Origin of the sequence: Azospirillum sp. A23, assembly GCF_042938965.1 — a bacterium.
GTDB classification, from domain to species: domain Bacteria; phylum Pseudomonadota; class Alphaproteobacteria; order Azospirillales; family Azospirillaceae; genus Azospirillum; species Azospirillum melinis.
In genome coordinates, this window is record NZ_CP170668.1 from 64,973 (window position 1) to 85,932 (window position 20,960).

The following is a 20,960-nucleotide window of genomic DNA, read 5'->3' on the forward strand; positions in this document are numbered from 1 at the left end:
CGATGGGGGGCGGAGTTCAAAGCGGAATCACGGGCTGAATGACGGGAGTGCGGTCGATGGGTGGCGGGGGCGACGAGATGCGCCAGTTGCGCGAGCGCCGCGGCGAGAACCAGACGCAGTTCGCCGACTGGCTGAACGGGCAGCTCGGCCGCAGCTATACCAAGGCGCGGATCAGCCGCTGGGAAAGCGGGGCGGAACGCATCCCGCAGCAGCTCGTCGATTTCCTGACCCGCCACAAGGCGGACGAACGGCCGCGCTCCGCCACATATCTGGCGGTCGCCAACCAGAAGGGCGGCGTCGGCAAGACCGCCACCGCCGTCAACCTCGCCTATGCCCTGACCGAGGGCGGGGCGCGGGTTCTGCTGATCGACTGCGATTCCCAGAGCAACGCCACCGTCCATGTCGGCATCGGCAACGCCGCCATCGTCGCCTTGGAGCAGCAGCGCAAGACACTCTATTATGTGCTGCGCTCGGAAGAGCCGCTGACCTCGGTGATCATGCCGACGACGGAAAGCGGGCTGGATCTGGCGCCGGCCGGGCTGTCGCTGGCCGATGCCGATGTGGAGCTGGCCGCCGATTCCACCGGCGGGCTGATCCTGCGTGAGAAGCTGGACGAGGTCCGCCACTCCTATGATTTCGTGGTGATGGACTGCGCGCCCAACCTGGGGCTGGTGACCGCCAACGCTTTGTCGGCGGCGGAGCTGGTGGTGGTCCCGGTGCAGACGGAGGCGCTGGCTCTGCTGGGCGTCAAGCGGCTTGTCGACACCATCGGCCGCATCCGCCGCCGGGTGAACCCGGCCCTGCGCATCGCCGGCATCATCCCGACCATGTACAACGACCGGCTGACCCAGGATCGCGCGACGTTGCAGGAACTGCATGAATCCTATGCCGGTCAGGTGCCGGTCTTCGATCCCATCCCGCGCGCCACCGTCTATGGCAAGGCGGCGGCGGCCGGCATGATCACGCTGGCCGGCGATCCCAAGGCGCCGGGGGCCGAGACCTTCCGCGAGGTGGCGCGCCAGATCCGCGCCTATGCCCAGAACCGGGAGACGACCCATGTCGCGTAAGTTCGAACGCAAGACCCGCGAGCTGCTGGGCACTGCGGCCGAGCCTGCGGGCGCCGCGATGGGGGGCATGGCCGGTGGGCTGACGGTGGGCAGCGACCGGCTGTTCGGCACCTCGGCCGGCTTCCCGCATGTGGTGGAGCTGGACCTCGCCCGCGTCCACCGCAACCCCGACCAGCCCCGCCGCCATTTCGACGAGGCGGAACTGCGCGGCCTCGCCTCCTCCATCGAGCGGCACGGGCTTCAGAACCCGGTCCTGGTGCGTCCCCTGCCCCAGGGCGAGTATCTGCTGATCGGCGGCGAGCGGCGGGTGCGCGCCCATGAGATGCTGGGCCGCAAGACGGTCTTCGCCATCCTGACCTCCGGCGATCCGGATGAGATCGGGCTGATCGACAATGTCCAGCGCGTCGATTTGAACGCGGTGGAATATGCGGCGGCGCTCGCCCGGCTGATCGACAAGCACGGCTATACCCATGACGAGCTGGCCGCCGTCGTCGGTCGCGACCGCACCGACGTGACCAAGCTGCTGGCGATCATGGGGCTGCCCGAGGAGATCCGGGAGGAGTATGCGACCGGGTTCGCCCATGTCTCCCGCTCCGTGATGATCGAGATCGCCGCCGCCCCCGCCGGGTTGCAGGCCGGGCTGTGGAAGCGGGCCAAGGAGGGCGCCAGCGTCAAGGCGGTGCGGCAGGCCAAGCGCGACCATGCCCAGAGCGGCGCCGCGGACGATGCACCTGCGCAGGAGCCGGATGCGAAGGAGGCGGTGCGGGCCTTGCAGGCCAGCGTGAAGCGCATCCTGCGCGACGTCGCGGTGGTGCGCGAACAGCGCCGCCATCTCGACCCCGGCAACCGCGAGCGGCTGGTGCGGCTGCGGGCCGAGATCGACGCCATTCTGGAAGAGGGCGACTAAACGCCCTCCCCCAGCAGCGACTTGGGTTCCAGGAAGGCGTTGAGGCCGAAGCTGCCATATTCGCGGCCGATGCCCGACTGCTTGAAGCCGCCGAACGGCGCCTTCGGATCGTGGGCGAGGCTGTTGATCAGCACACGGCCGGCGACGATGCGGTCGGCCACCCGGCGGGCGCGGGCGGTGTCGCCGGCCAACACATAGGCCTGGAGGCCGTAAATTGTGTCGTTGGCGATGGCGACCGCCTCCTCCTCGTCGCGATAGGGGATGATGGAGAGGACGGGGCCGAAGATCTCCTCGCGTGCGATGGTCATGTCGTTGCGGACGCCGGTGAACAGGGTCGGCCGCACGAGCCAGCCGCCGGAAAACTCCGGCTGCCCCTTCGGGCACCCTTCCCCGCCGGCCAGCAGGATGGCGCCCTCCTCCACCCCGATGCGGATGTAGCGCTGCACCCGCTCCCACTGGGTCCGGCTGACCATCGGACCGATGGTGGTGGCCGGATCGCGCGGGTCGCCGGTGCGCACCGCCTCGACCGCCGCCTTGGTCAGCGCCTCGATCTCGGCGAGGCGGCTGCGCGGAGCCAGCAGGCGGGTGCCGGCGATGCAGGCCTGTCCGCTGTTCATGAAGGCGGCGCCGACCGCCAGCGGGATCGCCCGCGACAGGTCGGCATCGTCGAGGATGATCGTCGGCGACTTGCCACCCAGCTCCAGCGTCACCCGTTTCAGCGTGTCGGCCGCCGCGCGCAGGATCGCCTTGCCGGTGGCGGTGGAGCCGGTGAAGGAGATCTTGGCGACGTCCGCATGGCTGGAGATCGCCGCCCCCACCCGCTCGCCGCGGCCGGTGACGATGTTGACTAGGCCGGGCGGCAGACCGGCGGTATGCAGCGCCTCGGTGACGATCTGCGTCTGGCGGGCGCTCATCTCGCTGGGCTTGATCACCGCGGTGCAGCCGGCGGCGACAGCGGTGGCGAGCTTGCCGCAGATGAAGCCGGCATTGCTGTTCCACGGCGTGATCAACCCGGCGACGCCGAGCGGCTCCATGCTGACCTCGGCCGTGCCCATCCGCCGGACGAAGGGGTAATCGGCCAGCAGGGCGGCGGTCTCGCGGAAGGCGTTCACCGGGTGATCGACCATGAAGCCGGCGCGCGAGGCCGGGGCGCCATATTCCTCGATCACGGCATCGAGCAACTCGTCGCGCCGGGCGGCCACGGCATCGCCCATCCGGTGCAGCAGGGCGATCCGCTCCGCCTTGGCCGTCCGGGAGAAGACGGGGAAGGCGCGCTTGGCGGCGGCGATGGCGGCGTGCGCATCCTCCTCGTCGGCAAGGCGGACGCGGCCGGTGACGGCGCCGGTCGCCGGATTGTGCAGGTCGAACAGCTCCGTCCCATGCGGGGTGACGAAGCGGCCGTCGATGTAGATGGTGTCGATCTCGTGCATCGGGCTCTCCCGGAGCGGTCGGTGGGTGTCGGCCATTCAGGTGGCACAGGGGCCGCCGGGTGATAAGGTGGACAATCCCGCATGCATCGGTGAACGGATCGGGACAATGAGTATGACCGGATTGGCGGAGCTGGAAGCCGTGCAGGCCGTTGCCCGGCATCGCGGTTTCCGTGCCGCGGCGGCCGAGCTGGGGATGTCGCGCTCGGCGCTCAGCCATGCCATCGCGGCGCTGGAGGAGCGGCTGGGGGTGCGGCTGTTCCACCGCACGACGCGCAGCGTGGCGCTGACCCAGGCGGGCGAGCAGTTCGTCGCCGACATTGCCCCTGCCCTGCGCGACATCCGGGCCGCCATCGACCGGCTGTCCGACCATCGGTTGTCGCCCGCCGGAACGCTGCGCATCAACAGCTCGGCCGGTGCTGCGCGAATGATCATGAAGCCGGTCATTCTGGAATATCTGCGCCGCTACCCGGAGATGACCGTCGATATCGTCACCGAAGGGAAGCTGGTCGACATCGTTCTGGAGGGCTTCGATGCCGGCGTGCGACTGGCGGAGCAGGTGCCGCAGGACATGATCGCCATCCCGCTCGGCCCCAACCTGCGCTTCGCGGTGGTCGGCACGCCGGAATATTTCACCGGCCACACCCCGCCGGAGACTCCGGCCGACCTCGCCGGCCACCGCTGCATCCGCAGCCGCCTGCCGAGCGGCGCCCTCTATCGCTGGGAGTTCGAGCGGCATGGCGAGGCGGTCGCCATCGACGGCACCGGGCCGCTGATCCTGGACGATGCCGACCTGATGCTCGACGCGGTCCGCGGCGGGCTCGGGCTCGGCTATCTGGCAGAATGGCATGTCGCCGACGACATCGCCGCCGGCCGCCTGCTGCGCGTGCTGGAGGAGTGGACGCAGCCGTTTCCCGGACTGTGCCTCTATTATTCAGGCCGGCGGCATCTGCCGCCAGGCCTGCGGGCGCTGGTGGATCTGGTGCGGGAGCTTGGCGGACGGCGGTAGGGGGCCGATGTGGGACGTCCCACGTTCTGCAAGGCTATTGTGGGACGTCCCACATCGCCGTCCGGCCGTCGGCGAAGCGCTCCAGTTCCGTCACCAGACGGTCGGCGAGAGCCGCCACGTCGTCGCGGCGGAGAAGACCGCCGGCATATTCCAGCCTCAGCACCAGCGTGTCGCGCGGCACCACCACCAGGGTCAGCGGCCAGCTCATCCGGCCGCGGTTGCCGACGTCGCGGAAGGACAGGGTGGCGCGCTCGCTCTGCCACAGCGCCTCGTCCACCGGGTAATTCTCGAAGATCACCACGCTGTCGAAAGGGGCAGCGCCGGTCCAGCTTTGCAGGTCCGGCGGCGGGGCATGCTCGTGCTGGCGGGCGGCGATGTTGGCGTCGAAGAGGTCGCGCAGCCAGCCATCGTCTCCCTTGTCATCGCTCACCGCACAGACCAGCGGCAGGACGCCGACCAGCAACCCGGTGACATGGTCGATCCCCGGCATTTCGACCGAGCGGCCCGACATCACCGCACCGAAAGCGACGGTGCTCTGGCCGGTGACGGCTGCCAGCAGCCGCAGCCATGCCGCCTGGACCAGCGTGTTCAGCGTCACCTTCCGCCCGCCGGCATGGCGCTGGAGCCGCTGGACGGTTGGCGCGTCGATGGTGCGTTCCTCGGCGTGGTCCGGTTCCGGGCAGGCGGGCGGCGGCAGGACGGCGGTCAGGCGGGTGGGGGCGGGCAGGGCGGCCAGCTGCGTGCGCCAGTGTGCTGTGGCCTGTTCCCGTGCGCCGTCGGCGGCCTGGGTCCAGGCGGCGAGATCGCGCAGCCGCACCGGCGGTGGCGGCACGCTGTCGCCGTCATAGAGGCGCAGCACATCACCCAGCAGGCGCGACATGCTCCAGCCGTCGAGCAGCGCATGGTGCCATGTCCACAGGAAGCGGTGGGTGGCCGGGCCGGTGCGGACCAGGGTCACCCGCATCAGCGGCGCTTGGTCTACATCGAAGCGGCGGCGGTATTCGTCGTCGCACAGGCGAGCCCAGGCGTCGTCGGGGTCGCTGGCGTCGCGTCCGTCCAGCAGCGTGACGGGCAGGTCGGCGTGTTTGGCGATCACCAGCAGCGCCTGCTTGCTGCCGTCGGCCTGCGGCAGGTCGGCGAAGGCGGCGCGCAGAATGTCGTGGCGGGCGATCGTCTCGCGCCAGACCGCCGCCAGCCGGTCGGGATCGAGCCGGTCGATGGTCGCCCACACCTGCACCATGTAGGCATCTGAGGCTGGGATGGAGAGGCTGTGGCGCAGCATCGCCGCCTGCATCGGCGTCGCCGGCAGGATGTCGGCGATTGCCGGGGCGGCGATGGGCAGCGCGTCGATCTGCGCTTGGTTCAAATTGACCAGCGGGAAGTCGGACGGTGTTGCCTGACTGGACGGGACCGTGGCGCAATGGGCGGTCAGCTCCGCCAGAGCGGCGCGGAAATCCTCCATCAGGCCGGCGATGACGCAGTCCTCGAACAGAGTGGCGCTGGCGCGGGCGTGTAGTGTCAACTCACCCGCCATCACCTGCCCGTCGATGGAGATCAGGGCGCCGAGCGGCGCGTCGGGATCGGTGCCGGCACCGCACTCCTCCGTGGCAGGACGCCAGGGCGCCTCGGCGGCGGCGCCGTCGAACTGCCCCAGATAGTTGAAGGAGAGGGCGATGGGGCGACCGGACAGCGCGGTGCGGGCCTCCGGCGGTCCCAGATGGCGCAGCAGGTTGAAACCGATGCCGCCGTCGGGGACCGCGCGCAGCGCCTCCTTGACGTGGCGGATGGCGCCGTCCCAGCCGGGCGGCGGGGCGAGGCGGACGGGATAGACGCTGGTGAACCAGCCGACGGTGCGGCCAACATCGAGGTCGGGGAACAGGGCTTCGCGGCCATGCCCCTCGACATGGACGGTCAGGGCCTCGACCGGCCAGCGGCGCTGCACGGCGCGGGTGAACGCGGTCAGCAGCAGCGTGTCGATGCGGGTGCGGTAGGTGGCCGGTGCCTCGGTCAGCAGGGCACGGGTCTGCGCGCGATCCAGCCGCAGGCTGCGGGTGACGGCATGGCGGCGGGTGTTGAGCGACAGCGGCCCCTCGACCGGCAGCGGTGGCGTGTCGAGCGCGCGGCGCCAGTGGTCGAGCTGGCCGAGGAAGCGGGGAACCTCCTGCACCAGACGCCGCGCCCACTGGGCGAAGGGCGTTCCGGCGGCGGGCAGCCGGTCGAGCATGCAGGGGCCTTGCAGGGCGGCCTCCAGATCCTCCAGCAGGATGCGCCAGGACACACCGTCCACCACCAGATGATGGGCGACCAGGAACAGGCGCTGCCCGCCATCGGGTTTGCGGATCAGCAGCGCCCGCATCAGCGGCCCGTCGGCGAGGTCGAGCCGGCCCTGCGCCTCGCCGCACAGGCGGGTGACGGCAGCCTCGTCGGCGGCGTCCGCCTCCTCCAGCGGGATGGTCGCCGGGCCGTGGTCGTGGGTCTGCGTCCAGTTGCCCCCGGCATCGGGCGTGAAGCGTAGCCGCAGGGCGTCGTGACGGCCGGCGACCATGGCCAGCGCGCCCGCCAGCCGGGCGGTATCCACCGGAACCGTCGCGGCCAGCAGCACCGACTGGTTCCAGCGGTCGCGGTTGGGGACCGGCTGGTCGAAGAACCAAGCCTGGATCGGCGCCAACGGCGACGGACCGGCGGGGGCCTGCGCAGTGGGAGCGCCGGGGGCGGCCTCTTCCGCCACCAAAGCCAGGGCGGCGATGGTCTGGCGTTCCAGCAACTGCTTCGGCGTGATGCGCAGGCCGGCGGCGCGGGCGCGGGCGACGATCTGGAGCGCGATGATGGAATCGCCGCCAATCTCGAAGAAGTTGTCGGTGACGCCGATGCGCTCGGCGTTCAGCGCCTCCCGCCACAGCCGGACGAGCAGTTCTTCAACCGGGGTGGCGGCGGCGACCTGCGCTGCGGCCTCCCAGCGCGGGGTCGGCAATGCTGCGCGGTCGAGCTTGCCGGTGGGGGTGACGGGGATGGCGTCCAGCACCATCAGCCGGGCAGGCACCATATGGGCGGGCAGCCTTGCCGCCAGCGCCGTGCTGACGGCGGTGGGGTCGGGCCGCGCACCGGGGCTGGGCACCAGATAGCCGATCAGGCGGGTGACGCCGTCGCTTTCCTGCGCCACCACCACGGCTTCGCGCACGCCGGGTTCGGCGGCCAGATGGGCCTCGATCTCGCCAAGCTCGATGCGGAAGCCGCGCAGCTTCACCTGATGGTCGCGGCGGCCGAGGAACTCGACAGTGCCGTCCTCCCTCCAACGGGCGAGGTCGCCGGTGCGGTAGAGGCGGGCACCGGGACGGCCGAAGGGGTCTGGAATGAAGCGCTCGGCGGTCGCCGCCGGGCGGCCGAGATAGCCGCGGGCAAGACCGCTGCCGCCGATCCACAGCTCCCCCGTCACGCCGATGGGCAGCGGGTTGAGATCGTCGTCGAGGATATGGGCGCTGCGGTCGCCGACCGGACGGCCGATGGGGACGTAGGCGCTGTCGGGCAGGCCGGCGCCGCCGCCCTTCCACACCTCGCTCTTCCACACCAGCGGAGTTACAACCGTCTCGGTCGGGCCGTAGCCGTTGATGGCATGGCGGGGGCGCAGCGCGCGGAACAGCCGCTCCAGCCCGGCGCGCGGCATCGCCTCCCCGCCGAAGGAATAGAGCTGCATCGGCGGCGGCTCGCCGCCCTGCTGCTCGGCCCAGGCGGCCAGCTGCTGGAGGTATTTCGGCGGGAAGCCGGCATGGGTCAGGCGGTGGCGGCGGATGGCGTCATAGGTCTGCTCCGCCGTCCACAGACTGTCGTCGCGCAGCAGGATGGCGCCGCCGGCCGCCAGCGCGGTCATCCAGCGTTCATGCGCGCCGTCGAAGGTGAAGGACAGGAAATGCAGCTCGCGGCTGTCCGGTCCCATGTCGTAGACGGCACCGGTGGCGACGCAATGCATGGCGAGCGGACCATGCTCCACCGCCACACCCTTCGGTGCGCCGGTGGAGCCGGAGGTGTGGATGACATAGGCGAGACTTCGCGGCTGGATCGTCAGCGCGGGCGCATGGTCGGGGGCGTCGGCTTCATCGTTGGGATGAAGGGTGGTCACGCCGTCGAGCGGGCTGTCGGCGATCAGCAGGGTCAGGTTGGCGGCTTCGCGGATCGCCTGCCAGCGCTCGGCGGGATGGCTGGGGTCGAGCGGGACGAAGGCGGCGCCCGATTTCAGCACCGCCAGGAAGGCGGCGACCAGCTCGGGCGAGCGGGGCAGGCAGACGCCGATGCGGTGCTCCGGCCCGGCGCCCAGCGCGACCAGCCGGTTGGCAAGGCGGTTGGCGCGGCGGTCGAGGTCGCCGCGGGTCACGATGTCGTCGCCGAACAGGATGGCCGGGGCGTCCGGCCGCTCCGCGGCGAGGCGGGCGAGCAGGACGGGCACTGGATCGGGCGTAGGACCGGTCCAGCCGGGATCCACGGACCAGCCGGCGATGGCCTGGATGTCGTCCTCGCAGCGGATGTCGAGGGCGCGGAGCGGGCGGTCGGGGGAGGCTGCGATCTGTGTCAGCAGGCGTTGCCAGCGCCGCAGCAGGAGGTCCGCCGGAGCGGCCTCCCCCCGGTGGGCGAGGCGGACGAGGATCGTGCCGTCGGACCGCTCGGTGCCGGCGAGCGCGAGGTCGAACTTGGCGCTGCGCACCGGCAACTCCAGCGGTTCCACCCGCAGGCCGTCGAGACCGCCTATGGCGAATGTGGCCGCGCGGTGGTCGAACATCGCCTGGACCAACGGATTGGCGCCGCGCTCCGCCCGCACCGTCTCCTGGATGGCGTCGAAGGGGAGGTCCTGGTTGTCCTGGGCGGCGGTGACGGCACGGGCGACCTCGTGCAGCCAGTTGCGGAAGGGCTGGGCGGGGGTGAGGCGCAGGCGCAGCGGGAGGGTGTTGACGAAACAGCCGATGGCCTGTTCGGCCTCCGGCTGGCGGCGGCCGGCGACCGGGACGCCGACGATCAGTTCGTCCTGGCCGCTCATCCGGCCGAGAAGCAGGGCGTAGGCGGCCAGCAGGACGGTGAAGGGGGTGCAACCTTCGCGGGCGGCCAGTTCCTTCAGCGCGCCGGAGAGGGCGGGGGGCAGGACGGCGGTCCGTTCGCCGCCGCTGTCGCTGTCGCCGTCGCGGCGGCTCTCCATCTCGAAGCCCGGCAGGGTCAGGCGGGCGGGGGCGCCGGACAGGGTGTCGCGCCAGAAGGCGGCTTGGCGGCCGGCCTCCCCGGCCTCCAGCCACGCCGCCTGCCAGACGGCGAGGTCGGCATGCTGCGCCGGCAGCTCGGGCAATGCGGGGGTGCGGCCCTGGCGGGCGGCGTTGTAAGCGGCGGCCAAGTCGGCCATCAGCAGGCCAATGCTGGCGCCGTCGGCGGCGATGTGGTGCAGCGTCACCAGCAACCAATGCTCATCGGCAGCGAGGCGCAGCAGATCGGCCCGCCAGGGGGTGTCGCGCTCCAGGTCGAAGGGGACGGCGGCGAGACGCTCGGCGAGGTCTTGCGCCGCGTCCGTCCGGCCGGTCAGGTCGTGGCGGTTCAGGCGGACGGGACGGTCGGGCAGCAGGACCGCCCACAGCTTGCCGTCGCCATCCTCGCGGTAGGCGGTGCGCAGGATCTCATGGCGGACCGAAACCGCGTTGAGCGCCGCCTCCAAGGCTGCGGAATCGACCGTGCCGGTCAGCCGGAACGCGCCCGGCATGTGGTAGGCGGCCGATGCCGGGTCGAGCCGGTGCAGGGTCCACAGCCGGCGCTGTGCGGGGGACGCCGCCACCGGAGCCGCCGCATCGCCCCGGCGCTTGGGGACCGGCAGCCGCGAAAAGGCGATGCCGCGCGCCCGCAGCGCATCGAGGAAGGCACGCCGCCTGTCCGTCGGCAGCCGGGCGAAGCCCTGCGCGATGTCATGCAGGCTGGGGGCGAGCGTATCGGCCATGGAGGCGTACCGTATTGTCGTAGAGGGGGGAGCGCAGACTTCCCCTCTCCCCGCTGGGGAGAGGGGACTACACGGGAGAAGGAATTCAGGCCGCGGCGCGGTCGAGCTGGCCGGGTTCGGCTTCCGTGGCGCGCAGGGCCTGGGCGAGGGCGGCGGGGGTCGGGTGGTCGAAGACGAGGCCCGGCGGCACCTCCACCCCCAGGCGGCGGCGCAAACGGGACACCAGCTTGATCACCAGCAGCGAATGGCCGCCGAGGTCGAACAGGTTGTCTGTCGGGGCGACCCGCTCGCGCTCCAGCAGGGTGGCGATCAGGCCGGCGATCAGCGTTTCCAGCGGGGCGGCGTCGTTGGCCGGCTGCCCCGAAACGGCGGCCGAAGCGGTGTCCGGAATTGCGGCGGGATCGGGCAGGGCGACGCGGTCGATCTTGCCGTTGCCGAGCCTCGGCAGGCTGGCGAGGACGAGGATCTCCGCCGGAACCATCGCGTCGGGCAGGAGGGCGCGCAGGGCTTCCCGCAGGGCGGCCGGGTCGGGGGTGGTGCCGGCGGTGGCGACCGCATAGGCGACCAGCCGGTCGGTGCCGCACAGCTTCACCGTGGCCTGGGCGATGCCGGGCAGGGCGATGACTGCGGCCTCGATCTCCGCCGGCTCGATGCGAAAGCCGCGGATCTTGATCTGGTCGTCGATGCGGCCGATCAGTTCCAGTCCGCCGCCGGGCAGCAGCCGGGCGCGGTCGCCGGTGCGGTAGAAGCGGGTGCCGTCTGGGTCGGTGAAGAAGGCCGCATCATCCGGCCGGTCGAGATAGCCGCGGGCGACCTGCGCGCCACCGATGACCAGTTCGCCCTCTTTCCCGAGCAGGCGGACGTTGCTTCCCGCCAGCACGCGGTCGAGCGGCAGCCGGTCCGGCAGCGGCGCGTCCGGGGCCAGGGCATGGACCATCACGCCGACGGTCGCCTCGGTCGGGCCGTAATGGTTGAAGACGCGGCAGGCCGGCGCCGCGGCGCGGATCGCCTCCAGCAGCGGGCGGGCGGTGGGCTCGCCGCCGAGGATCAGGGTGCCGGGGAGAACCGGGGAGGGACGGTCGATCAGGGCGGCCAGATGCGAGGGGACGATCTTCAGGCAGTCGATGGCCTCGTCCCGGACGAAGCGGGCGAAGGCGGCGCCGTCGGTCATCGTCGCCTCGTCCGCCACCACGAGGCAGCCGCCGGCCGCCGACGCCCCGAACAAGGTGGTGTTGCCGAGGTCGGCGGCGACGGTGGAGGTCAAGGCGAAGCGGCGGCAGGCGGTCAGGCCGAGCGCCTCCGTCACCCCCGCCACATAGGCGGCAAGCTGGGCATGCTCGACGACCACGCCCTTCGGCGTGCCGGTCGAACCGGAGGTGAACAGCAGATAGGCGGCGTCCTGCGGCGCCGGGGGCGGCAGTGCGATGTCCGGCACCCGCTGCTCCAGCAATGCTGCGACATCGGCAGCGGTCATCAGCCGGCAGGGCCGGGCGGCATCGAGGACCGCGGCCCGGCGGGCTTCCGGCCAGGCGGGATCGACCGGCACATAGGCGCCGCCAGCCCGCATCACGGCGTGGAGCGCGATGACCAGCTCGGCCGAGCGGGGCAGGGCCAGCGCCACCCGCTGTTCCGGCCCGACGCCGTCGCGGCGCAGATGGCGGGCCAGCCGCTCGACCAGCGCGTCAAGTGCGGCGTAGCCGAGGGTGCGCGTGCCGTCCTTCAACGCCGGGGCATCGGGATTGCGGGCGGCCTGGGCGGACAGCAGGGCGGGGATGGTGGTCCCGGCGGTTATCTCAGTGATCATCAGGCCATCTCCTCGATGCCGGTAACAGCCTGCCGCTCGACCATCGCGCCCATGGCGACGACGATGCGGCGCGGTCCCTCGAAGGGGTCGCGGGCGTGGGCGGTCAGCATGTTGTCGACCATCACCGCGTCGCCGCGAAGCCACTGGAAGCGCACGGCGCAGGCCTCGTAGGTGTCGCCGATCAGGGCCATGGTCTCGTCCGGAATGGTCTCGCCGTCGCCGAACAGCACGTTGCGCGGCAGCCGGTCGACGCCGACGAGCTCCAGCAGATCCGCGCGCAGGTCGGGTTCCAGGCAGGCGGGGTGGTGGAGCTGCAACTGGTTGAAGAAGCTGCGCTCGCCGGTCAGCGGGTGGCGGATCACCGCCGGGCCGCGGGTGCGGGTCTGCGGCGTCTCGTCGTCGAGCCAGCGCAGGTCGATGCCGCCGGCGGCACAGCGCGCCGCCACCGCCGCGCGGTCGTCGGTCTTGAAGAAGTCGCGCCAGCCGACATCCAGCCGCGGCGTGAAGGTGCGGACATAGAGCAGGCCGCGCGTCTCCAGCATCGCCACCAGATCGGCCGGCAGGCGCTTCAGCATTTCGCGGCAATCGACGATGGGGGTGCAACCGCCGACCGGCGCCACCTGCTCGGCGAAGAACCACTGCTTGTGCGGCCAGCGCTCCAGATGGCTGCTCTCATTGTGGTAGAGGATCATCTGCCGCTCCGGGTAGGGCGTGGAGCGGTAGGTGTTGCGCCCGCCCTCCTTCTTCGGCAGGTCGCCGTAGGAACCGAACAGGCCGGTCGGCTCCATCGCCTCGGCGAAGGTCTCGAAGCTCTGCGGGTCGGGCAGGTCGAAGCCGCGGAACAGGATGGCGCCGTGTCGTAGAAGCAACTGGTCGATCAGGCCGCGGTTGTCGCGCGCCCAGGATGCGGGGTCGAGGCCGGATTCCATCGGCTCCAGCATGATCGGGAATTCGGAGCCCGGCATGGGGAAGGAGCGGCGGACGGAAGCGTCGGAGGTGGGCGAGGCGCTGGCGCGCCGGGTCTGGTCCATGGGGTGGAACTCCTGACCGGCAAGGGGAGCGATCTTGGGGGTGTTGGGACGGATGGGTTGGGTCGGGTCGGCAACGGCGCGCTCCAGCAGCGCCACCCAGTTGCGGTGGAAGCGCTGCACGCTGGCCGGATCGAACAGCGCGCTGGCGAACACCCAGTCGGCGGCGAGCGCCGGGCCGTCGGCGGTCCGCTCCGGTTCCAGGAACAGGGCCATGTCGAACTTGGACTGGCGGTCGGCCGACGGGAATTGCCCGACGGCCAGGCCGGGCAGTTGCAGGGGGCCGCCGGGGACGTTCTGGAGGACGAACAGCACCTGGACCAGCGGGTTGCGGCTGCGGTCGCGCGGCACGCCGACCGCCTCGACGATGCGGTCGAAGGGCAGGGCGTCATGGTCGAAGGCGTCGAGCGCCATGCGGCCGGTGCGGTCCAGCAGGCAGTCGAAGCTGTCGTCCGGCTCCAAGCGGGAGCGCAGCGGCACGACATTGACGAAGAAACCGACCAACCCCTCCAGCGCGCGGTCGGGGCGCCCGGCGGTGTCGGTGCCGACCAGCAGATCGTCCATGCCGGTTTCCGCATGCAGCATGGCGGTGAAGGCGGCGAGCAGAGCCATAAAGGCGGTGGCGCCGCGGCGCCGCGCCCATTCCTCCACCCGTGCCAGCAGGGCGGGGGCAAGGGAGAGGCGCAGGCTGCCGCCCTGGGTGGCGGCGACCGGCGGGCGCGGCCGGTCGGTCGGCAGGGCGAGCGCCGTCGGCACGCCGGACAGGCGGTCGCGCCAGAAGCCGGTCAGCTTGGCGAGGCGCTCGCCCGACAGCAGGCGGCGCTGCCACACCGCATAGTCGGCATACTGCACCGGCAACGGCGTCCAGTCCGGCGCCCGGCCGGCCAGCGCCCCGCGGTAGGCGGTGGCGAGGTCCTGGCACAGCACGCCGACCGACCAGCCGTCGGCGACGATGTGGTGCATGGCGAACAGCAGCCGATGGCTGCCGGGCTCCATCCGCAGCAGACGGGCGCGCAGCAGCGGGCCGGCGGCGAGGTCGAAGGGGGTGCGGGCATCCTCCTCCGCCAGCGCCTGGGCGCAGGCCGTCCGCTCCATGGGCGGCAGGCCGGACAGATCCTCCAGCGGCAGCGGCACGAACAGCGCCGGAGCGGCGACGGCGGCAGGCTCTTCATCGCGCTCGGGATAGGCGGTGCGCAGCACCTCGTGCCGGGCGACCACGGCGTTCAGCGCGGTTTCCAGCGCCACGCCGTCGAGGTCGCCGGTCAGCAGCAACGAGGCCGCCATCACATAGGCGCTGCCGCCGCCGGACAGCCGGTCGACCAGCCACAGGCGCTGTTGGGCGGGGGAGAGCGGCATCGCCTCCCGCCGCTCGACAGCAAGCAAGGGCGGGGTGTCGTCGCCGGCTGGCAGGGACAGGGCATCGAGCCGGGCGGCCAGATCGCGCAGCACCGGCGTGTCGAAGACGGTTCGCAGGGCCAGACCGGGCCAGCCGTCGCGGCGCAGCCGGGCGATCAGCCGGGCGGCCAGCAGCGAATGGCCGCCGAGCGCGAAGAAATCGGCATCGCGGGCGATTCCGGCGCCGGGCAGCAACTCCTGCCACAGGGCGGCGAGACGGCGTTCGGTCCCGGTGGCGGGTGGCTCGGCGGCCGTTGCGGCGGGCTGTTCCGGATAGGGCAGCGCCTTGCGGTCGAGCTTGCCGTTGGCGTTGCGCGGCCAGACGGCCATGCGGACCCAGCGGGTCGGCACCATGTAGGGCGGCAGCAGGGCCGCGGCGTGGGCGGCGAGGTCCGGCGGCGGGGCCGTCTCGTCCGACGCTTCCCACCAGGCGGTCAGATGGTCGGCGCGGATGTGGACGGCGGCGCAGCGGACGGCGGGGTGGCGCTCCAGCGCCGCTTCGACCTCGCCGGCCTCGATGCGGAAGCCGCGCAGTTTCATCTGGAAATCGCTGCGCCCGGCCCATTCGATGACGCCGTCGGCCGACCAGCGGCCGAGATCGCCGGTGCGGTAAAGGCGCGACCCCGGAGCGCCGTCCGGATCGGGCACGAAGGCCGCCGCGGTGCGGCGCGGGTCGCCGAGATAGCCGCGGCCGACCCCGACGCCGCCGACGGCGATCTCCCCCACCGTGCCGAGCGGCACGGGAGAGAGGTCGCCATCGACGACGCGCAGCTCCGCCCCCGCAGTCGGCCGGCCGATGGGGGCGGCTACGCCTGCGACGGGGGCGGAGTGCAGCGGATGGAAGGCCACGTCGTCGGCGCATTCGGCCGGGCCGTAGGCGTTCATCAGCGGCACGTCGGGGTAGGTGTCGAACCACGCGGCGGCATCGGCCGCGCCCAGCGCCTCCCCCGTCGGCAGCACCCAGCGCAGGGCCGGCAGCGGGCGGGGGCGGTCGTCCGCACCGCGGGTTTCCGCCATGGTGCGCATCAGCGACGGCACCGGCTCGAACAGGGTCACGCCCGATGCCGCCAGCCGGTCGGGCAGGGCGTCGGGATCGCGCACCACCGCATCGGGGACGATCTCCACCACCGCACCCAGCAGCGGGGCGGTCAGCGTCTGCCAGACGGAGATGTCGAAGCAGGCAGGGGCGGTCTGGGCGATCACGTCATGCTCGGACAGGCCGAGTGGGTCGAGCTTCGCCAGCATGTTGTTCAGCATGCCGTCGCGGGTGACCATCGCCCCCTTCGGCGTGCCCGTCGAGCCGGAGGTGAAGAGCACATAGGCGCGCTGGTCGCCGCGTGCAGGCCGTGTGGGCAGGTCGCCCTGACCGGCGCGGGCCAGCAGGTCGGCGGGGGTGAGGGCTGGCAAATCGCAGGGCACCGCGGGATCGCGGACCAGCAGCGGGTTGCCGGCCTGCTCCATCACCTGCGCCCAGCGGGCGGGTGGGTGGCAGGGGTCGAGCGGCACCCAGGCCCCGCCCGCCCGCAGCACGGCGACCATCAGGCAGAGCAGTTCCAGCCCGCGCGGGGCGAGCAGGGCGACGGCGTCGTCGGGACGGACACCGGCCGCGGCGAGGCCGCGGGCCAGCCGCTCCGACCGCTGCCAAAGTGCGCCATAGGTCAGGGTAGCACCGTCGCAACGGGCGGCGATGCGGTCGGGGTGGGCGGCGACGCGGGCGGCGACGCGCTCGACCCAGCCTGGCGACAGGCTGTAGGGCGCGGGGGTGACGGCCCAGCGGCGCAAGGCCTGCGCCTCCGCCTCGCCCATGCGCGGCAGGGCGGCCAGCGGGGTGGCGGCGCCGCGGGCCAGCGACAGCAGGGCGGCGCGGAAGCCCTCGGCGATCCGGGTGAGCGCCGCGGCGTCGATGCGGCGGGCGTCGGCGTCGATGGTGGCGCCCAGCGTTTCGCCGGGGAAGACCTCCACCGTCAGGCCGTAATGGGTGCGCTCGACATTGGCGCGCTGGCGCAACTCGAGCGCGCCGACCCGGCGGCGCCGGCCCTCCAGCATCGGCAGGTTCTGGAAGACCAGCAGCGTGTCGAACAGCGGACCGATCCCGGCCTGCGCCTGGATGTCGGCCAGCGCACTGTGCTCATGCTCGCGCATCGCGGCATTGTCGGCCTGGATGCCGCGCAGATAGTCGCCGAGGCGCCGGTGGCCGGGCGCGCGAACGCGCAGCGGCAGGGTGTTGATGAAGACGCCCAGCATATGCTCGGCGCCGTCGAGGTCGGCCGGGCGGCCGGCGGAGGTGACGCCGAACAGCACGTCGTCATGACCCGAGCGGGCGGCCAGGACGAGGCCCCAGGCGCCCTGCACCAGCGTGTTCAGCGTGACGCCCAGGCCGCGCGCGGCGGCGGTCAGCCGGGCGGTCTCCACCTCGTCCAGCACGATGCCGCGGCTGAGCGGGATGGCGCTGCCGGTCTCCGGAGTCGATTCTGGCGCCGGGGCCAGCAGGGGCAGCGGCGTGGCGGCCTCCACCCCGGCGAGAGCGCTGCGCCAGAAGGCGGCGGACCGGCTGGAGTCCTGTCGCAGGGTCCAGGCGATGTGGTCGCGGAAGGGGCGGCGCGCGGGCAGGATGGGAACCTCGCCGGCCAGACGGGCGCGGTAGCGTTCCAGCACCTCGTCCAGCAGCAGGATCGAGCACCAGCCATCGACGACCAGATGATGGCGGCTCCACAGCAGCAGACAGCGGCCGGCGGCGCAGCGGATCAGAGCCAGCCGCATCAGCGGCGCCCGGTCCAGCGCGAAGCCGCGCGCCCGGTCCTCCGCCAGGAAGGCGGCCAGGGCAGCGTCGCGGGCGTCCTCCGTCAGGTCGCTCCAGTCACGGTGGGCGACGGGCAGGGTGGCGGCGCGCTCCACCAGCTGCAACGGGCGGTCGGTGCCCTCCCAGCGGAAGGCGGTGCGCAGGATCGGGTTGGCGGCGACGGTGTCCTGCCACGCGGCGACGAAGGCTTGCCCGTCGAAGGGGCCGTCGGCCTCGACCACCAGCTGGTTGACGTAAGCGCCGCCGGTGGGGTCGATCAGGCCGTGGAACAGCAGCCCCTGCTGGAGCGACGACAGCGGATAGGCGTCCTCCAGCGCCGGACGTTCGGCTTTCAGCGCCGCCAGCGCCACAGCGTCGAGTCCGCTGAGGGCGAAAGGCTCGATGCGCTTTTCGGCGGGTGCCGCGATGGACTTGGCGGCAGGCAGGGCCGCGGCGATGGCAGCAACCGTGCGCTTCTGGAAGAATAGCTTCGGTTTCAGGGCCAACCCCTTCGGCCGCGCCTTGGCGATGACCTGGAGCGCCAGGATCGAATCGCCGCCGATGGCGAAGAAATCCTCCTCCACCCCGACCGACGGGCGGCCGAGCACCTCGGCCCAGATCGTCGCCAGCGTTTCCTCGGCCGGGGTCAGGCTGCGGGGAGCGGGGGCGGTGACGGCCGGTGCTAGCTCGTCGCCGGGCAGGGACTTGCGGTCGATCTTGCCGTTGGGCAGGCGGGGCAGGGCAGGCAGGGCGCGCAACGCCGCGGGGACCATGGCGTCGGGCAGGGCCGCCGCCATGGCGGTGCGCAGCGCGTCAGTGTCCACCGTCTCCGGGGCGACGAAGGCGGCAAGGCGCAGGCCGTCGCCGGTCAAGGCCGGGTGGGCGACGGTGACCGCCTCGGCGATATCCGGCCGGGCGCGCAGCCACGCATCGACCTCGCCAAGCTCGACGCGGAAGCCGCGGATCTTCACCTGATCGTCGGCGCGGCCGAGGAACTCGATCAACCCGTCGGCGGCCATGCGCACGCGGTCGCCGGTGCGGTAGAGCCGTCCGCTCCGGCTCCACGGGTCGGGCACGAAGCGCTCGGCGGTCAGGGCCGGGCGGTCGAGATAGCCGGCGGCGACGCTTGCGCCGCCGATGGCAAGATCGCCGACGACGCCCAGCGGCACCGGGTCGCCATGGCGGTCGAGCACGGCGGCGCGAAGGCCGGGCAGGGGCGCGCCGATGGGAACCGGCTGGGCGGGTTTTTTTTTGGCTGGATCCTGCGGTGCGGGCGCGGTCAGGCAGCCGACGGTTGTCTCGGTCGGGCCGTAATGGTTCAGCACGCGGCAGCCGGGGGCGAGGGTGCGCAGACGCGCGACGAAGCGGCTGTCCAGCGCCTCGCCGCCGAGCACGAGGCAGCGGCGCGGCAGCAGGCGGGCCGGTTCGGCCACGGCCATCAGGGCGGCGAGGTGGGACGGCACGATCTTCAGCATGTCGACCGGCCGCTCGGCGAACTGGCGGGCCAGCGCGTCGGGGTCCTCGGCCAGCGCCGGAGGGACCAGCCGCAGCGTCCGCCCGCCGAGCAGCGCGCCGAACCAGGCGGTGTAGCCGAGATCGGCGGTGACCGAGGCCAGCGTGGCGAGGGTGGCGTCCTCCGGCAGTTCCATCGCCGCCAGCACGCCCTGGACATAGTGGGCGAGGTTGCCCTGGGTGACGAGCACGCCCTTGGGCGTGCCGGTGGAGCCGGAGGTGTAGATCAGATAGGCCGGCAGGTCCGGGCTGGCGGGGAGGCTGTCCGGTTCGGCCTCGTTGGAGAGGGCGTCGGATTGGTCGTCGATGTCGAGCCAGGTGGCGTCGCTGCGCCAGTCGGGCGCAAGGCCGTTGCCGATGATGGCGCGGCTGCCGCTGTCCACCGCCAGGAAGGCGAGGCGGGCGTCGGGCAGGGCGGGGTCGAGGCAGAGATAGGCCGCGCCGGCTTTCCACGCCGCGATCATGCCGACCGCCAGCGCCGTTCCGCGCGGCAGCCGCAGCCCGACGCGGTCGCCGGGACGCACGCCGGCGACACGCAGCCGGCTGGCCAGCCGTGCGGCGGCGCTGTCGAGGTCCGCATAGGTCAGGGACTGGTCGCCATCCTCGACGGCGGTTCGGTGGGGGTGGCGGGCGACGGAGGAGTCGAACAGGGCGAGGGCGGTGGAATGATGCCCATTCCCGCCCTGGAAGAATCCCCTCTCCCCCCCGGAGAGAGGGTTAGGGAGAAGGAGAAGCGGGGCTTCGCGCAGGGAAATGTCGGCTTCGTCGGCGGTCGCCTGCAATGCGGTGACCCTCGCCTCCGGATCCTCCAGCACGCGCTCCAGCAGAGCCAGGAAACCGCGGCGCATGCGGGCCGAGGTCTCTTCGCCGAACAGTGCCGGATCGGCGCGCCACTGGCCGGTCAGGCGGTCGCCCCCGTCCACCCAGCGCAGGTTCAGCGCGTTGGCGGCACCGCGCTGGTGGGCGAACAGCTCGCGCCGGACATGGCGGTAGACCACGGCGCGCTCGCCGATCGGGACATAGGTCGTCATGTGGCGGAACAGCGGGCCGCCGGTTCCGGCCAGGGCGGTGATGCGGGCCAGCGGCAGGCGGCGGTGGCGCAGCAGCGCCATCAGCGTGCGATGGGCGGTGCGCGCGACCTCGGCCGCCGTCGGGTTGCCGGACAGGTCGGCGGACCAGGGCAGGGCGTTCAGCGTGTAGCCGATCATCGCGCGGTCGGCGGCACCCTGGCGGCCGGACACCGGCGTGCCGATGGTGAAGCGGTCCTGGCCGCTCCAGCGGTGCAGGAAGATCTGGAAGACGGCGCCCAGCAGCGGGAACAGCCCGACCCCCAGGCGCCCGGCGGTGGCGCGCAGCCTTGCGGTCGTCGCCGGGGACAGGTGGACATCGGTCTCCTGCGGCCGGCCGGGTCTATCCATCCTGTCAGCCGGCAAATCCGGCGGCGGGGCGATGTCGGCCGTGCGCCCGCGCCAGAAGGATTCCAGCCGGGCGGCTTCGGGACCGCTTTGCAGGCTGCGCTGGCGGTCCAGCCATGTGCCGTAGCGGCCGGCCGGCAGGGGGGCCACGTCACTGCCGGACGACAGCGCCTCGTAAAGGGTGAAGGCCTGTTCGCAGAGGATCTCGAACGACAGGAAGTCGCCGGCGATGTGGTGGATGGCGACCAGCAGGTGAAGCCGCCCACCCTCCTCGTCCAGCAGCCGCACGCGGCAGGCGATGCCACGGTCGAGCGGCAGCGGCGCGTCGGCCTCGCGCTCCAGCCAGTCAAGGCGCCCGGCATCGCTCAGCGGGCCTGCGGCGTGGATCGAGACGTCGGGCTGGAAGCCGGGCAGCCGCTCCATCACCAGACGGCCGGTCTCGTCCTCGCGGTAGAGGCTGGACAGCGCCTCATGCGCAGCGATCACCCGGGCGAAGGCGGTGGCCAGACTTTGCGGATCGGTGCCGGGCGCCAGCTCCGCCGCGTAGGTCATGGTGTAGGCGGGATCGTCGGGGGCGAGGCGCCACGCGGTCCACAGGGCGCGCTGTTCCTCTCCGGCGTGAAGCACGGTGTCGGTGGGAAGGATGCTGTCCATGATG

7 protein-coding genes are annotated in these 20,960 nt (G+C 72.3%); 3 read left to right on the top strand and 4 right to left on the bottom strand.

The features are described from left to right. The first annotated feature begins 38 nt into the window (after positions 1 to 38). Together ABNQ40_RS30880 and ABNQ40_RS30885 are read left to right on the top strand one after the other, a co-directional pair. Positions 39 to 1,067, top strand: a complete 1,029-nt coding sequence (locus ABNQ40_RS30880; RefSeq protein ID WP_247879590.1) for an AAA family ATPase — start codon at positions 39 to 41, stop codon at positions 1,065 to 1,067. After that, on the top strand, positions 1,057 to 1,974 hold the full coding sequence (locus ABNQ40_RS30885; protein WP_247879589.1) for a ParB/RepB/Spo0J family partition protein: 918 nt from the start codon (positions 1,057 to 1,059) through the stop codon (positions 1,972 to 1,974). The genes ABNQ40_RS30880 and ABNQ40_RS30885 overlap by 11 nt, the downstream gene beginning before the upstream one ends. Here ABNQ40_RS30885 and ABNQ40_RS30890 read toward each other — a convergent pair. Continuing rightward, on the bottom strand, positions 1,971 to 3,404 hold the full coding sequence (locus tag ABNQ40_RS30890) for an aldehyde dehydrogenase family protein (RefSeq protein ID WP_109048208.1): 1,434 nt from the start codon (positions 3,402 to 3,404) through the stop codon (positions 1,971 to 1,973). The two genes, ABNQ40_RS30885 and ABNQ40_RS30890, sit on opposite strands and share 4 nt — an antisense overlap. A 106-nt stretch (positions 3,405 to 3,510) precedes the next feature. Between ABNQ40_RS30890 and ABNQ40_RS30895 the strand changes: the two genes are divergently transcribed. Beyond that, positions 3,511 to 4,410, top strand: a complete 900-nt coding sequence (locus tag ABNQ40_RS30895) for a LysR family transcriptional regulator (protein WP_109048207.1) — start codon at positions 3,511 to 3,513, stop codon at positions 4,408 to 4,410. A gap of 34 nt (positions 4,411 to 4,444) precedes the next feature. Here the strand turns inward: ABNQ40_RS30895 and ABNQ40_RS30900 are convergent, their stop codons facing one another. The 3 genes from ABNQ40_RS30900 to ABNQ40_RS30910 all read right to left on the bottom strand — a co-directional run bounded on the left by ABNQ40_RS30900 (position 4,445) and on the right by ABNQ40_RS30910 (position 20,956). Then, on the bottom strand, positions 4,445 to 10,369 hold the full coding sequence (locus tag ABNQ40_RS30900) for an amino acid adenylation domain-containing protein (protein ID WP_391349236.1): 5,925 nt from the start codon (positions 10,367 to 10,369) through the stop codon (positions 4,445 to 4,447). Between the two features lie 85 nt (positions 10,370 to 10,454). Continuing rightward, positions 10,455 to 12,173 carry a non-ribosomal peptide synthetase gene (locus tag ABNQ40_RS30905; RefSeq protein ID WP_109048205.1) on the bottom strand — a complete coding sequence of 573 codons (1,719 nt, stop codon included), beginning with the start codon at positions 12,171 to 12,173 and terminating at the stop codon, positions 10,455 to 10,457. Continuing rightward, positions 12,173 to 20,956: an amino acid adenylation domain-containing protein gene (locus ABNQ40_RS30910; protein WP_391349237.1), complete on the bottom strand. Its 8,784-nt coding sequence runs from the start codon at positions 20,954 to 20,956 to the stop codon at positions 12,173 to 12,175. Before ABNQ40_RS30910 ends, ABNQ40_RS30905 begins: the two co-directional genes overlap by 1 nt. Positions 20,957 to 20,960 lie beyond the last annotated feature (4 nt).

Excerpts from the sequence above, each read along its gene's own strand:
- ABNQ40_RS30880 (WP_247879590.1), top strand. The coding sequence starts at position 39 with ATGACGGGAGTGCGGTCGATGGGTGGCGGGGGCGACGAGATGCGCCAG.
- ABNQ40_RS30885 (WP_247879589.1), top strand. The coding sequence starts at position 1,057 with ATGTCGCGTAAGTTCGAACGCAAGACCCGCGAGCTGCTGGGCACTGCG.
- ABNQ40_RS30890 (WP_109048208.1), bottom strand. The coding sequence starts at position 3,404 with ATGCACGAGATCGACACCATCTACATCGACGGCCGCTTCGTCACCCCG.
- ABNQ40_RS30895 (WP_109048207.1), top strand. The coding sequence starts at position 3,511 with ATGAGTATGACCGGATTGGCGGAGCTGGAAGCCGTGCAGGCCGTTGCC.
- ABNQ40_RS30900 (WP_391349236.1), bottom strand. The coding sequence starts at position 10,369 with ATGGCCGATACGCTCGCCCCCAGCCTGCATGACATCGCGCAGGGCTTC.
- ABNQ40_RS30905 (WP_109048205.1), bottom strand. The coding sequence starts at position 12,173 with ATGATCACTGAGATAACCGCCGGGACCACCATCCCCGCCCTGCTGTCC.
- ABNQ40_RS30910 (WP_391349237.1), bottom strand. The coding sequence starts at position 20,956 with ATGGACAGCATCCTTCCCACCGACACCGTGCTTCACGCCGGAGAGGAA.